Consider the following 12,747-nt stretch of genomic DNA (forward strand, 5'->3'; position numbering starts at 1 on the left):
CACAGTCGTCCGGGCGACGCTGCCCGGGGTGCCACTGGCGCCCCCTGCCGGCGCCGGCGGCGGTTCACACGGCCGGAGCCGCCTTCGTCATCGCGTTGATGACCCGGTCCATCGCGTCCCCGCCGCGCGGATCGGTCAGGTTCGCCAGCAACTTGAGCACGAACCGCATCAGGGTCGGATGCGGCATGCCGTGCTTGGTGGCGATCCGCATCACATGCGGATTGCCGATCATCTTCACGAAGATGTTGCCGAGCCGGTAGTAGCCGCCGTACCGGGCCTTCAGCTCGGCGGGGTAGCCGGCCAGCGCGCGTTCCCGCTCGGCACCCGCCGGGCGGGCCAGCGCCTGCACCACGATCTCGGCGGCGAGCTCACCGGACTCCATCGCGTACGCGATGCCCTCGCCGTTGAACGGGTTGACCATGCCGCCGGAGTCGCCGACCAGGAGCACGCCCCGGGTGTAGTGCGGCACCCGGTTGAAGCCCATCGGCAGGGCGGCGCCGAGAATCGGCCCGTCCGCGTTGGTCTCGTCGGTCATGCCCCACTCGGCCGGGGTGCCGGCGAGCCAGTCGACCAGCAGCCGCCGGTAGTTGGTCTTGCCGAACGCGGCCGAGGAGTTCAGCGCGCCCAGCCCGACGTTGACCCGGCCGTCCCCCATGCCGAAGATCCAGCCGTACCCGGGCAGCAGCTTGTCGGGGTGCTCCTTGCTGCGCAGCTCCAGCCACGACTCCAGGTAGTTGTCGTCGTGCTTGGCCGGTGAGCGGTAGTAGCGACGGACGGCGACGCCGATCGGCCGGTCCTCCCGCTTGTTGATGCCCAGCGCGAGCGGAAGCCGCCCGGAGACGCCGTCGGCGGCGATCACCAGCGGGGCGGAGAAGCGGGCCGCGGCCTTGTCCGGGCCGCTCTCGGCGGTGACCCCGACCACCCGGCCACTCTCGTCGAGCACCGGGCCGGTGACGTTCACCCCGGTACGCAGCTCCGCGCCGGCCTCGACCGCCCGCTTGGCCAGCAGGTCGTCGAAGTCGAGCCGCGTCCGCACCAGTCCGTAGTTGGGGAAGCTGGCCAGCTCGGGCCAGTCGAGTTCGAGCCGTACGCCGCCGCCGATGACCCGCAGTCCCCGGTTGCGCAGCCAGCCCGCCTCGGGCGAGGTGTCGACGCCGAGCTTGACGAGCTGCTTGACGGCCCGTGGCGTCAGCCCGTCGCCGCAGACCTTCTCCCGGGGGAACTCGGTCTTCTCCAGCAGCAGCACGCGTACGCCGTGTCGGGCCAGGTGATAGGCGGTTGTCGATCCACCCGGACCGGCGCCGACAACGATGACGTCCGCGTCGTAGTCGACCGTGGTCATCCGCGCCTCCCCTCCCGATCGCTCGTGAAATGCTTCACAAGCCTCGTCCGGGGAGGAGTCTAGAACCGCGAAGAGGCCGGCGACCGGTTAGGCGACCCTAAGTTGCCGAGGTAGGCGTGTTGGCTACCTCGCCGGACCCGTTCCGGCCCCGGTCGCGGCCCGTGGTCCCGGCCGGTCGGGGCCTGCCTCACCTCAGGTCCGGTCCTCGCCGCTGCGTTGCGCCGGACGGCGTTTGATCGGTCCCGGAGTGACCGGGCCCGGTTCGGCCGGATGTGGATCGGCCGGAGGCCGCACCGGGTGCGGATCGGAGGGGTGCGGATCGGCCGGATGCGGCTGTCCCGGCCCGGGTGCCGGCGGATGCGGATCGGCCGGGCCGGGCCGTCCCGGCTGGGGTTGCCCCGGCTGCGGCTGCGCCGGATGCGGCTCCGGCGGGTTCGGCTCGACCGGATGCGGCTCGACCGGATACCCGTCGGCCGCGGCATGCCCCTCGGCCGGCCCCGCACCGTTTCCCGACAGCCGCGCGGCCGAAGCACCGCCCGCCGCCGCACCGCCGTTCTCCGACAGCCCCTCCGCCGGGCGGCCGCCGGTCTCCGGCGGCCGCTCTCTCGGATAGCTGCCGGGCGGCGCCGGGTCGTCGTCCGGAGCGCGCTCGTGCTCGTACGGCAGTTGCTCCCGTAGCGTGCCGCCACTGACCCGGTCGAGCGCGGCCAGTACCTCGGCGACCACGGTCCGGACCGCGACCGGGTCGGGCCCGGCCAGTTCCCGGATCTGCGCGATCAACTCGGCCGCCTCGGCCTCCGGATCGACGTTCTCCGTCGCCGGCTCGGCGGCGTCGCGGCTCGGTTCGGTGGCAGCGCCGCGCGCCGGCTCGGCGGCGTCGCTGTTCGGGGCGTCGCCGCTCCGGTGCCGCGCGTCCGGCGGGCCCGCGACCGCCGGCGTCTCCTCGGCCGGCTGCTCGTCGCCGTCGACCCGCCGGTCTGCCCCCGCCATGGGCGCAGCCTACGGCGGGAAAGCCGCTCGCGGATCAAAACTGGCTAAAGCAGCATGAGACGGAAAATCAGGAACGTATCGCGCGGTGCAGCGCGACGATGCCGCCGGTCAGGTTCCGCCAGCCGACCCGGTGCCATCCGGACCGGCCGATCTGCCCGGCCAGCCCGGCCTGGTCCGGCCAGGCCCGGATCGACTCGGCCAGATAGACGTACGCGTCCGGGTTGCTCGCCACCGCCCGGGCCACCGCCGGCAGCGACCGCATCAGGTAGGAGAGGTAGACCGTCCGGAAGACCGGGTTGGTCGGGGTGCTGAACTCGCATACCACCAGCCGGCCGCCGGGCCGGGTGACCCGGGCCATCTCCCGGAGCGCCGCCCCGGTGTCCACCACGTTGCGCAGCGCCAGCGAGATGGTGACCGCGTCGAACGTCTCGTCCGGGAACGGCAGCCGGAGTGCGTCACCGGCCAGCAACGGCACCTCGGGCCGGCTCCGTCGGCCGGCCCGGAGCATTCCGATGGAGAGATCCAGGCCCACCGCGTACGCCCCTGAGGTGGCCAGCTCGGCGGTGGAGACTCCGGTGCCGGCGCCCACGTCGAGCACGTGGTCACCGGGACGCAGGTCGAGGGCGGCCAGGGTGGCCCGGCGCCACCGCCGGTCCTGCCCGAACGAGATCACGGTGTTGGTCAGGTCATACCGGGACGCCACCTCGTCGAACATCGCCGCCACCTCGTGCGGCTGCTTGTCCAGGCTGGCCCGGCGTCCGGACGGGGTACGGGTCACGCCGGAACAGTCTGCCAGCCACCGGCCCGGCCGGTCGGCCCGGGGCGGGCCGGCACCCTGCCGGAACGCGGCCGGCGCTCCGGGCGACCGTCCGGCGCCTGCCGCGCCCGAGCCGGAACACACCGCGGGCGAGATGGGAGACCACCTCGCCCGCGATGCCGTGCGTTATGTGAACGGCCCTCATGGACCGATAGAGGACGACCCCGGTGCGCCGCGTCCCGACCCGGAGGCCGGTCCGTCCACGACGGTCAGCGGGTACGTGTGCCGGCACGTTATCGGTTCGACCGGCCCGGTCGCGCTCCCCTTGATCCAACCGTTATGACCGCCCGAGCCCGCCCGGTTTCCAAGAATGTCCTGGTCAGAGGCCATTTATCCGGCGCGCTGGACGTTTTGCCGCCGAATCGGAGCCAAGGACCGGCCCCTCGCCCAGCCGGCGGTGACCGAATGGACGAGGGTAGTTCAGCGGGCCTCGACCAGCGGCAGACTCCGGCCCGCGCCGCCACCGGGCAGCGCGATGGAGGAGAAGTGCGACACCACCCGGTCGTCGGTCGGGTCGTCGGCCGGGGTGCGGTGCACCGCCAGGTGCCGGTAGAGGGTGTCCCGCTGCGCGGGGATCCGGCCGGCGGAGCGGATCATCCAGATCAGCTCGTGCAGGTTGGAGCGGTGCCGCGCACCGGCCGAGGAGATGACGTTCTCCTCCAGCATGATCGAGCCGAGGTCGTCCACCCCCATGTGCAGGGCGAGCTGTCCGGCGTCCTTGCCGGTGGTCAGCCAGGACGCCTGGAGGTGCGGCACAGTGTCGAAGAAGAGCCGGGCCACCGCAACCAGCCGCAGGTACTCCAGGGTGGTCGCCTGGGTACGGCCCTTGAGGTGGTTGTTCTCCGGCTGGTAGGTCCACGGGATGAAGGAGCGGAAGCCCCGGGTGCGGTCCTGCACGTCGCGGATCATCCGCATGTGCTCGATCCGCTCGGCGTTGGTCTCCCCGGTGCCCATCATCATGGTGGCGGTGGACTCGACGCCCTGCCGGTGTGCGAGTTCCATCACCTCCAGCCAGCGCGCGCCGGACTCCTTCAGCGGGGCGATCGCCTTGCGGGGCCGCTCGGGCAGCATCTCCGCGCCGGCACCGGCGATCGAGTCCAGCCCGGCCGCCTTGATCCGGCTGATCGCCTCGTCCAGGCTGACCCCGGAGACCTTCGCCATGTGCAGGATCTCGCTCGGCCCGATGGAGTGGATGGCCAACTGCGGGTACGCCCGCTTGACCGAGGAGAAGAGTTCCTCGTAGTACTCCACGCCGTAGTCGGGGTGGTGGCCGCCCTGGAGCATCACCTGGGTCGCGCCCAGCTCGACCGCCTCGGCGCAGCGCCGCAGGATCTCCTCGGTCGGGTGCGTCCAGCCCTCCCTGTGCTTCGGCGCCCGGTAGAAGGCGCAGAACTTGCAGGCGGTCACGCAGACGTTGGTGTAGTTGATGTTGCGGTCGATCAGGTACGTCACGATGTTGTCCGGATAGCGCCGCCGCCGTACCGCGTCGGCCGCCTCACCCAGCGGGTGCAGCGGCGCGTCGGTGTAGAGCAGCAGCGCCTCCTCGGGCGTGATCCGCCCGCCGTCCGCGCCGCGTTGCAGGATGCTGTCGATTTCCCGGCTCACCGTCACATCCCGAGGGTACGCCGCCCGGCCTGCGCACAATCGAGCCCACCACGTCGCCGAAGTAGTGGGCCCGACGGGGAAGGGATGCCATCACTTCCCCCGATCGTGCGTGATCATGAACTCGCCGGAACGGCTCAGGTGGTGCAGCTGCCGTTCTCCGGGTTGACGCACTTGGCCCGGCTCCAGAGCGTCTCGAAGTTGTTGTGGAAGTCGTTCCAGACCGTCGGGTGCTCGATCTTCACCAGGGTCTCGTCGTGGTCGGTCAGTGCGGGGTCGGTGACGTTGTGCGAGCCGGTGAAGACGACGCTGCGCCCGGCGAGCCCGGCGAAGGTGCCTTTGATGATGATGTTCTTCGAGTGCACGGTGACCACCCGGCCGTCGTAGTTGCTGGCCTCGGCGTCGTGGTACTTCTTCAGCGAGACGTTCGGCTGCCCGTTCAGGGTGGCGTACGCGGTGCTGCCCATCGAGCCGTAGACGACCCGGACCCGGCAACCCATCCGGCCGATCCGGCGCAGTTGGGTGGCGACCTGCGGGCGGGCGTCGGTGAACTGGGCGTGCGCCACGTCCACCGCACAGCCGCTGGCGTACGCGTTCACCTCGGCCAGCCGGTTCGCCAGGGTGTCGCTGTCGGCCCGGGGCGAGTGGTAGACGGTGACGGCGGTGTTCGGCGACTTGTAGTAGCCGTTGGCGGCGTTGAAGTAGTCGTTGTTCTTCCGCTGCGCCCGCATGTCGTTGAAGTACGCCGTGAAGTGGTCGTACAGGTCGTAGTCCTCGTGCACGATCAGGGCGCTGTTGAAGAGGTTGTTCTGGCTGAAGGTGAGGTTCTGCGAGCTGACGAAGACGACCCGCTTCATGGTGCCGCTGGTGGAAAACGTGAAGACCTTGTTGTGGTTGATCGAGTTGCTCTTGTTGCCGATACACGCCGTCGAGCCGGCCACCGTCGACGAGGTCTTGCCGCAGATCACCAGGTCGTCGAGGTTGGCCGACTTGAGCAGCGGTACCGCGGTGTTGTCGGCCCGGGTGTTCACCCCGCCGCCGGTCTCGTCCAGCACGATCCGGACGATCACCCCCCGGGCCGCCGCCCGCTTCAGCGCCTCGGCCACCACCGGAGAGCTCCAGCTGTACATGATGCCCCGGATGTAGCTGCCGGCCGGTACGCCGTCGGCCAGCCGGACCAGCTCGTCCTCGATGGTCCGGTCCCGGGTGCCGTCCTCGGCCGGGACGTTGAACCGGGTGTACGCCGGGAACGGGTCGGCCGCGGTGGCCGCACCGTCACCGGCGTCGGCCGGGGTGGGGCCGGCGGCCACGGCGGGCGGGGTGAGCAGGCTGGTGGCCAGCAGGCCGAGCGCCGCGAAGGACGCGAGTCCGGCCCGGGCGCGACGCGTACGGAGCATCCTCATGAATACCTTGGTAGTACACATCCTTCAATGGAGCAACGGCCAAAGAAGAATTTTTTCAGGCTCAGTTGTACATGTAGAGGTAGTAATAGCCCTGCGGCTGGCCGCTGCGCCACTCGTAGACGCAGTTGTAGTAACGCCACGCGCCACCCGCGACGAGGCTTTCCCCGTAGTAGCGACAGGCGTCGAGGGTGTAGTAGGAACCGAAGGGGTAGGGGGAGGGGTTGTCGGCCACGGCCCGGCGGTCGCCCGACACCGCCGCCTGGGACGGCACACCGGCCCCGACCAGCAATGCCGCGCCGACGAAGGCGAGCGCCACGACAGTCCGAACTCGACGCATAGGTTCTCCTCGTGATCCGCGGCGCCGCCGAGTCGCCGGGGCGCTACCGACTCAAGATAGAGGCCGGTCTATCTTTCGGCAGCCGCGTTCGGCAAGGTTTCCGTCATCCGCGCAACGCGTCGAACCAACCGATGGCGATCTATGTCCGCCCGCATCACAACGGACCCGGGACAACCCCGCCTCAGCCGTCGTAGTCGACCACCAGCGTGTCGGTGACCGGGCTGGCCTGGCAGGTCAGCACGTACCCGGCGGCCACCTCGTCCGGCTCCAGGGCATAGTTGCGGGCCATCGACACCTCGCCGGCGACCACCTTCGCCCGGCAGGTCGAGCAGACCCCGCCCTTGCAGGCGTACGGCAGCTCGCCCCGGACCCGCAGGGCCGCGTCGAGCACCCGCTCGTCCCGCCCCATCCGGAAGCTCGACGCCCGGCCGTCCAGCCGGATCGTCACCTCGGTGCCGGCGTCGGCCGCCGTGTCGGCCGGCCGGACCGGCGGCGCGGGCGGCGCGTCCACGTGGAACAGCTCGGCGTGTACGGCCCGCTCCGGCACCCCACGCTCGGCGAGCACCCGCCGCGCGTCCAGCACCATGCCGTACGGGCCGCAGAGGAACCACTCGTCGATCCGCCCGGTCGGCACGATGGTGTCGAGCAGCCGGCCCAGCCGCTCGGCGTCGACCCGGCCGGAGAGCAACGGCGACTCACCCGGCTCCCGGGACAGCACGTGCACCAGGTGCAGCCGCTCCGGGTAGCGGTCCTTCAGGTCGGCCAGCTCCTCCACGAACATCACGGTGCGGCCGTGGCGGTTGCCGTACACCAGGGTGAAGGTGCTGGCCGGTTCGACGGCGAGCGCGGTCGCGACCAGCGACAGCACCGGGGTGATGCCGGACCCGGCGACCACCCCGGCGTAGTGCCGGACCCGGTCCGGCGCGAACGCCGTGCCGAACGTCCCCAGCGGCGGCAGCACCTCCACCGTGTCGCCGGCCCGCAGCGTCGAGACCGCGAAGCTGGAGAAGGCGCCGCCCGGCACCTCCCGCACCCCGATCCGGAGCTGTCCGGTCGCGGCCAGCTCGGCCGGGGTCGAGCAGATCGAGTATGACCGCCGCACCTCCGCCCCGTCCGGAAGGATCCGCCGCACCGTGAGGTGCTGCCCGGCCCGGAAGGCGAAGGTCTCCCGCAACTGCGCCGGCACCTCGAAGGTGACCGCGGCCGCGTCCTCGGTGAGCCGGTCGACCGCCCGGACCGGCAGCGGGTGGAAGACCGGGCGGCGCCGGACCGGCCGGTTGATGGTTACGCTCAAAACGCCCTCAGATGGTCGAAGGGTTCCCGACAGGCCCGGCACCGCCACAGCGACTTGCAGGCGGTCGAGCCGAACCGGCTGACCTGCTCGGTGTCGGCGGCACCGCAGTGCGGGCAGCGGACGCTCAGGGTGACCGGGACGGGGCGCCGGCCCGCCGGCCCGGGCGGGGCGATCCCGGCGGCGGCCAGCTTGGCCCGGCCGGCCTCGGAGATCCAGTCGGTGGTCCAGGCCGGGGCGAAGACGGTGACGACCTCGGCGTCCGGATGCCCGGCGGCGGCCAGCGCGGCCCGGATGTCGGCCCGGATCACGTCCATCGCCGGGCAGCCGGTGTAGGTCGGGGTGATGGTCACGGTGACCCGGCCGGTCGCCGGGTCCTCGGTCACGTCCCGCAGCACGCCGAGGTCCTCGATGGTCAGCACCCGCAGCTCGGGGTCGACCACCGCCGCCGCGGCCCGGCGCGCCCGCGCGGATCGGACCGTGCTCACCAGCGGGCTCCCGGATGCGCCCGGTGCAGCACCTGCATCTCGGCGAGCAGGTAGGAGAGGTGCTCGGTGTGCAGCCCGGCCCGGCCGCCGGTCGGCCCCCAGCCGTCGGGCGGGCGCTCCAGCGTGGCGGTCTCCAGCACCGGCTCGACGCCCGTCAGGAAGGCGGAGCGCAGCCCGGCCGGGTCGACCGGCGCGGCCGGGTCGGCCGCGAACAGCTCGCCGGTGTACGGCCACAGCTCCTCCACCGCCGCCCGCATCCGCCGGTGCGACTCCGCGGTGCCGTCGCCGAGGCGTACCGTCCAGAGGCTGGCGTGGTCGAGGTGGTAGGCCACCTCCTTGCGGGCCTTGCCGGCGATGGCGGCGAGCCGCTCGTCGGCGCAGCCGCTCAGCGCGGTGTAGAGCGGGAGCTGGTACGCCGACAGGAAGAGCAGCTTCGCCATGGTCATCGCGAAGTCGCCGTTCGGCAGCTCGACCAGCAGGCAGTTGCGGTACTCCCGGTCGGTGCGCAGGTACGCCAGGGTGTCCTCGTCGCGGCCGGCGCCCTCCAGCTCTCCGGCGTAGCTCAGCAGCAGCCGGGCGGCGCCGAGCTGGTCCAGGGCGATGTTGGCCAGCGCGACGTCCTCCTCCAGCTCGGGTGCGGCGGCGACCCACTCGCCGAGCCGCTGCGCGGCGACCAGGGCGTCATCGCCGAGCCCGAGCAGGTAGTCGACGGTGGTATTCACAGGTGCCCCAGGGGTGTTCACAGGTGCGCCGCCCCGTCCGGCACCGGATAGAACGTCGGGTGCCGGTAGACCTTGTCGGCGGCCGGGGAGAAGAAGGCGTCCTTCTCGTCCGGGCTGGAGGCGGTGATCGCCTGGGCCGGTACGACCCAGATCGAGACCCCCTCCTGCCGCCGGGTGTAGAGGTCCCGGGCGTTGCGCAGCGCCAGCTCGGCGTCGGGTGCGTGCAGGCTGCCGACGTGGGTGTGCGACAGCCCGCGCCGGGCCCGGACGAAGACCTCCCAGAGCGGCCAGCCGGCCCGGCCCTGGCTCGGGGCGGTCACGCCGGCACCGCCGTACGCGCGGCGGCCCGCTTGGCCGCGTACGCCTGCGCGGCCTCGCGTACCCAGGCACCGTCGGCGTCCGCCCGGCGGCGGTGCGCGATCCGTTGCCGGTTGCACGGCCCGTCCCCGGCGATCACCCGCATCAGCTCGGCGTAGTCGGGCTGGGTGTAGTCGTACGCCTGCCGGGACTCGTTCCACCGCAGGTCGGGATCGGGCAGGGTGAGGCCGAGCACACCGGCCTGCTGTACGCACATGTCGACGAAGCGCTGCCGCAGCTCGTCGTTGGAGAACCGCTTGATCTTCCAGGTCATCGACTGTCGGGAGTGCGTCGAGTCGCCGTCCGGCGGCCCGAACATCGCCAGCGACGGGTACCACCAGCGGTCCACCGCGTCCTGGGCCATCGCGTGCTGCTCGGGGGTGCCGTGGGCGAGGGTGTGCAGGATCTCGTAACCCTGCCGCTGGTGGAAGGACTCCTCCTTGCACACCCGGATCATGGCCCGGGCGTACGGCCCGTACGAGCACCGGCAGAGCGGGACCTGGTTGACGATGGCGGCGCCGTCCACCAGCCAGCCGATGGCGCCGACGTCGGCCCAGGTCAGCGTCGGGTAGTTGAAGATCGAGCTGTACTTCTGCCGGCCGGCGAGCAGCAGTTCGACCAGTTCGTCCCGGGTCACCCCGAGGGTCTCGGCGGCGGCGTAGAGATAGAGCCCGTGCCCGGCCTCGTCCTGCACCTTGGCGAGCAGGATCGCCTTGCGCTTGAGCGAGGGTGCCCGGCTGATCCAGTTGCCCTCCGGCTGCATGCCGATGATCTCGGAATGGGCGTGCTGGGCGATCTGCCGGATCAGGGTCTTCCGGTACGCCTCCGGCATCCAGTCCCGGGGCTCGATCTTCTGGTCCGCATCGATCAGGGCGGTGAAGTGGTCCTGCGGGTCGGTCTCGACGGCCGGGTCGTCCCCGGGACGGCCACGGTCGGCGGCCGCCCGCAGCGCCGCCTCCGCCGCCTCGACCTGATCGAGCAGGCCGCCGGCGGGTCCGTCATCCGGGACCGGGAAGTCATGTCCGTACACGCAGCAAGTGTTACAGCCCAACTAGTGAGTAACCAAGACGTGTAATAGAAATGCCGCACAGACCCGACCCTGAGCTGGGCGGCTACCCGGCACCAAATGTCCGCACTGATGGGTGAATGAGGCTGGTCACACCGCCTCATAGATTCGGCATCTATACCGACATAACGGCTCATTTCCAGGCGCCACTGAATAACTCCCGGCCTTCGCTATCTGGCGGATTGGACCCGGCCACGTAAACTTTCCCCGTTCCGACCTGCCACCTCCCCCGGCAGTTCGGGCGCGCGGAGCAGACCGCCGGTGTGGGGCTGGCGGAGGCACCGCCGACACAGCAAGACGCACAGCGCCCTGGACACAGCGGCCCCCCGGCCTTCACCTTCACCCTTGGAGCCCCATCCTCATGCGTCCCCGCGTGACCCTGGTGCTCGCCATCACGACAGTCGTGCTTGGCGGCCTGCTGCTCGTGCCCGCCGCGTACGCCCGGCTGGCCGACTCCGGCGGAAGCACGTCCTCGGCCGAGGAGGCGCCGGTCGGGATCGAGCCGTCCGCGCCGCCGCCGCCGACCCTTGCCGCCGCGCCGGTCACGGTGAAGGGGGTGGACGGCTTCTTCTCCTGGGCCCTGCTCGACCGGGAGAGCGGAAAGATCTCCGGCTCCAGGAACATGACCTCGACCAACTCGACCGAGTCGATGATCAAGGTCTGGATCGTCTCGGACTACCTCCGCCGGCTCGGCGACAAGACGCCGCCCGCGGCGTACCTGAAGATGGCGAGCACGGCGATCCGGGACAGCAACGACGACGCCGCGAACGCCCTGTACAGCGCCGCTGGCGGCGCGAGCACCCTGGACCGCCTGATCAAGATGTGCAACCTCACCGAGACCGCCAAGGAGATTCCTGCCGGCGAGGGCCGCGTTTGGTGGAGTTACACCAGTATGTCCCCTCGGGACGCGGTCCGGATGGGAGAGTGCGTCAAGGACGGCACGGCAGCCGGGCCGAAGTGGACCGAATGGGTGTTGGATGAGATGACCAAGGTACGCGGTACGACCGCCGCCAAGGATCAGCGGGCTCGGCAGGGCGGCGGCCGCTGGGGCATCATCGACGGCCTGCCAAAGGGGATCCTCGCGCAGGGGCCGGTCAGCATCAAGAACGGCTGGACACTGATCAACGCCGACGGCAAGTGGCACCTGAACTGCCTTGCGATCACCGATGACTGGGTGCTCTCCGTGATGACCCGATACTCCGGCCGGAAGGGTCTCGACTACGGCGCCGACGTCTGCGCCAGCGTCGCCAGCCAACTGGTCACCGAGCAGCCGGGCGCCGTGCTCAGGGTGCCGCAGCCGCTCACCGTGAAGCAGTCCTGATGGGCGCCGAGGAACGCGCCGCCGAGCGGCAGGCCCGGGCCAACCGGTCCACCCTGCTGCGGCTGAGCCTGATCGCGGGCGTACTGCTGGTGCTGGTGCTGGTCGGGCTCCGGCTGATGCCGGGCTCGCCGCTGGCGAGTACCGCCGCCGCCAAGTGGGGCGAACCGTCCGGCCCGGCCGGTCCCACCGCCACCACCCCGGGCAAGCCGGCCACACCCACCCCGACGCCCAGCCCCGAACTGCCGCCGCTGCCGGTGGCGCCGGCCAACGTGAAGATCGACAAAGCCGGCTGGTGGAACTGGGCGCTGATGGACACCCGGACCGGCAAGATCTCCGGTTCGGCCAACATGGACGAGACCAACCCGACCGCCTCGATGATCAAGGCGTGGATCGGGGCGGACTTCCTGCGCCGCGCCGCCGAGAAGGACGACACCCCGAGCGACGCCCGGATGAACCAGGTCTCGATCATGATTCGGGACAGCGACAACAACGCCGCGCAGACCCTCTATGAAATCAACGGCGGTACGGCGTCGATCAAGCGGCTGATCAGCATCTGCGACCTGACCGACAGCAGCCCGGCCGCCGACGGAGGCTGGAGCCGGACCGCGCTCTCGGCCCGGGACACCGCACGGATGGGCGCCTGCATCGCCGACGGCCGGGCCGCCGGGCCGAAGTGGACCGAGTGGCTGCTCGACGAGATGCGCGCGGTGCGCGGAGTGGGCAACTTCGGCATCCGCAAGGCGTTCCCGGCCGCCGAGCAGAAGACCATCGGGGTCAAGAACGGCTGGGTGGACCGGCAACGCGAGCAGAAGTACACCGTGAACTGCCTGGCCATCGGTGACGGCTGGACGATGGCGGTGGAGACCCGGTACGCGATCAACCTCGGCTACACGTACGGGGCGAAGATCTGCGAGGACGTGGCCCGGCAACTCCGGGCCGCCTCGGACGCCACCTGACCAGGCCCCGGCGGTCTGAGGGGTGGGCCGCCAGGCGGCGCGGCCGGCGGTGCGG

Annotated in this window: 13 protein-coding genes; 2 read left to right on the forward strand and 11 right to left on the reverse strand. The window is 71.2% G+C overall.

Translation table 11 applies throughout. From position 1 onward, the window contains the following. Nucleotides 1–64 precede the first annotated feature (64 nt). The 11 genes from R6Y94_RS40020 to paaA all read right to left on the reverse strand — a co-directional run bounded on the left by R6Y94_RS40020 (nucleotide 65) and on the right by paaA (nucleotide 10,379). A complete protein-coding gene (locus R6Y94_RS40020; RefSeq protein WP_318400939.1) occupies nucleotides 65–1,342 on the reverse strand; it encodes a geranylgeranyl reductase family protein in 1,278 nt (425 codons plus the stop codon). Between the two features lie 192 nt (nucleotides 1,343–1,534). Beyond that, nucleotides 1,535–2,332, reverse strand: coding sequence for a hypothetical protein (locus R6Y94_RS40025; protein ID WP_318400938.1), 798 nt, complete (start codon nucleotides 2,330–2,332; stop codon nucleotides 1,535–1,537). Nucleotides 2,333–2,399: 67 nt separating this feature from the next. Next, a complete protein-coding gene (locus tag R6Y94_RS40030; protein WP_318400936.1) occupies nucleotides 2,400–3,110 on the reverse strand; it encodes a demethylmenaquinone methyltransferase in 711 nt (236 codons plus the stop codon). A 459-nt stretch (nucleotides 3,111–3,569) separates the two neighbouring features. Further along, a complete protein-coding gene (gene mqnC, locus R6Y94_RS40035) occupies nucleotides 3,570–4,760 on the reverse strand; it encodes a cyclic dehypoxanthinyl futalosine synthase (protein WP_318400935.1) in 1,191 nt (396 codons plus the stop codon). Between the two features lie 128 nt (nucleotides 4,761–4,888). Further along, nucleotides 4,889–6,154 (reverse strand): phospholipase D-like domain-containing protein, encoded by a 1,266-nt coding sequence (locus R6Y94_RS40040; RefSeq protein ID WP_318400933.1) that lies wholly within the window; start codon nucleotides 6,152–6,154, stop codon nucleotides 4,889–4,891. Nucleotides 6,155–6,215: 61 nt separating this feature from the next. Next, a complete protein-coding gene (locus R6Y94_RS40045; protein WP_318400931.1) occupies nucleotides 6,216–6,491 on the reverse strand; it encodes a hypothetical protein in 276 nt (91 codons plus the stop codon). Nucleotides 6,492–6,672: 181 nt separating this feature from the next. Further along, nucleotides 6,673–7,785, reverse strand: a complete 1,113-nt coding sequence (gene paaE / locus R6Y94_RS40050; protein WP_318400930.1) for a 1,2-phenylacetyl-CoA epoxidase subunit PaaE — start codon at nucleotides 7,783–7,785, stop codon at nucleotides 6,673–6,675. Continuing rightward, nucleotides 7,782–8,270 (reverse strand): 1,2-phenylacetyl-CoA epoxidase subunit PaaD, encoded by a 489-nt coding sequence (paaD, locus tag R6Y94_RS40055; protein WP_318400928.1) that lies wholly within the window; start codon nucleotides 8,268–8,270, stop codon nucleotides 7,782–7,784. Before paaD ends, paaE begins: the two co-directional genes overlap by 4 nt. Beyond that, the gene (gene paaC / locus R6Y94_RS40060) at nucleotides 8,267–9,013 is read right to left on the reverse strand and encodes a 1,2-phenylacetyl-CoA epoxidase subunit PaaC (RefSeq protein WP_412102959.1); all 747 of its coding nucleotides are present in this window, start codon (nucleotides 9,011–9,013) and stop codon (nucleotides 8,267–8,269) included. The genes paaD and paaC overlap by 4 nt, the downstream gene beginning before the upstream one ends. Continuing rightward, nucleotides 9,010–9,312, reverse strand: coding sequence for a 1,2-phenylacetyl-CoA epoxidase subunit PaaB (gene paaB, locus R6Y94_RS40065; RefSeq protein ID WP_318400924.1), 303 nt, complete (start codon nucleotides 9,310–9,312; stop codon nucleotides 9,010–9,012). The genes paaC and paaB overlap by 4 nt, the downstream gene beginning before the upstream one ends. Beyond that, complete coding sequence (gene paaA, locus R6Y94_RS40070) at nucleotides 9,309–10,379, reverse strand: 1,2-phenylacetyl-CoA epoxidase subunit PaaA (protein WP_318400923.1); 1,071 nt, start codon at nucleotides 10,377–10,379, stop codon at nucleotides 9,309–9,311. The genes paaB and paaA overlap by 4 nt, the downstream gene beginning before the upstream one ends. Nucleotides 10,380–10,776: 397 nt before the next feature. Here paaA and R6Y94_RS40075 point away from each other — a divergent pair, with 397 nt between their 5' ends. Further along, nucleotides 10,777–11,736 carry a hypothetical protein gene (locus tag R6Y94_RS40075; RefSeq protein WP_318400921.1) on the forward strand — a complete coding sequence of 320 codons (960 nt, stop codon included), beginning with the start codon at nucleotides 10,777–10,779 and terminating at the stop codon, nucleotides 11,734–11,736. Beyond that, a complete protein-coding gene (locus R6Y94_RS40080; RefSeq protein WP_318400919.1) occupies nucleotides 11,736–12,692 on the forward strand; it encodes a serine hydrolase in 957 nt (318 codons plus the stop codon). Before R6Y94_RS40075 ends, R6Y94_RS40080 begins: the two co-directional genes overlap by 1 nt. Nucleotides 12,693–12,747: the final 55 nt, after the last annotated feature.

The sequence above is a fragment of the Plantactinospora sp. KLBMP9567 genome (assembly GCF_033446045.1).
GTDB lineage: Bacteria > Actinomycetota > Actinomycetes > Mycobacteriales > Micromonosporaceae > Plantactinospora.

Excerpts from the sequence above, each read along its gene's own strand:
- R6Y94_RS40020 (WP_318400939.1), bottom strand. The coding sequence starts at position 1,342 with ATGACCACGGTCGACTACGACGCGGACGTCATCGTTGTCGGCGCCGGT.
- R6Y94_RS40025 (WP_318400938.1), bottom strand. The coding sequence starts at position 2,332 with ATGGCGGGGGCAGACCGGCGGGTCGACGGCGACGAGCAGCCGGCCGAG.
- R6Y94_RS40040 (WP_318400933.1), bottom strand. The coding sequence starts at position 6,154 with ATGAGGATGCTCCGTACGCGTCGCGCCCGGGCCGGACTCGCGTCCTTC.
- R6Y94_RS40045 (WP_318400931.1), bottom strand. The coding sequence starts at position 6,491 with ATGCGTCGAGTTCGGACTGTCGTGGCGCTCGCCTTCGTCGGCGCGGCA.
- R6Y94_RS40075 (WP_318400921.1), top strand. The coding sequence starts at position 10,777 with ATGCGTCCCCGCGTGACCCTGGTGCTCGCCATCACGACAGTCGTGCTT.
- R6Y94_RS40080 (WP_318400919.1), top strand. The coding sequence starts at position 11,736 with ATGGGCGCCGAGGAACGCGCCGCCGAGCGGCAGGCCCGGGCCAACCGG.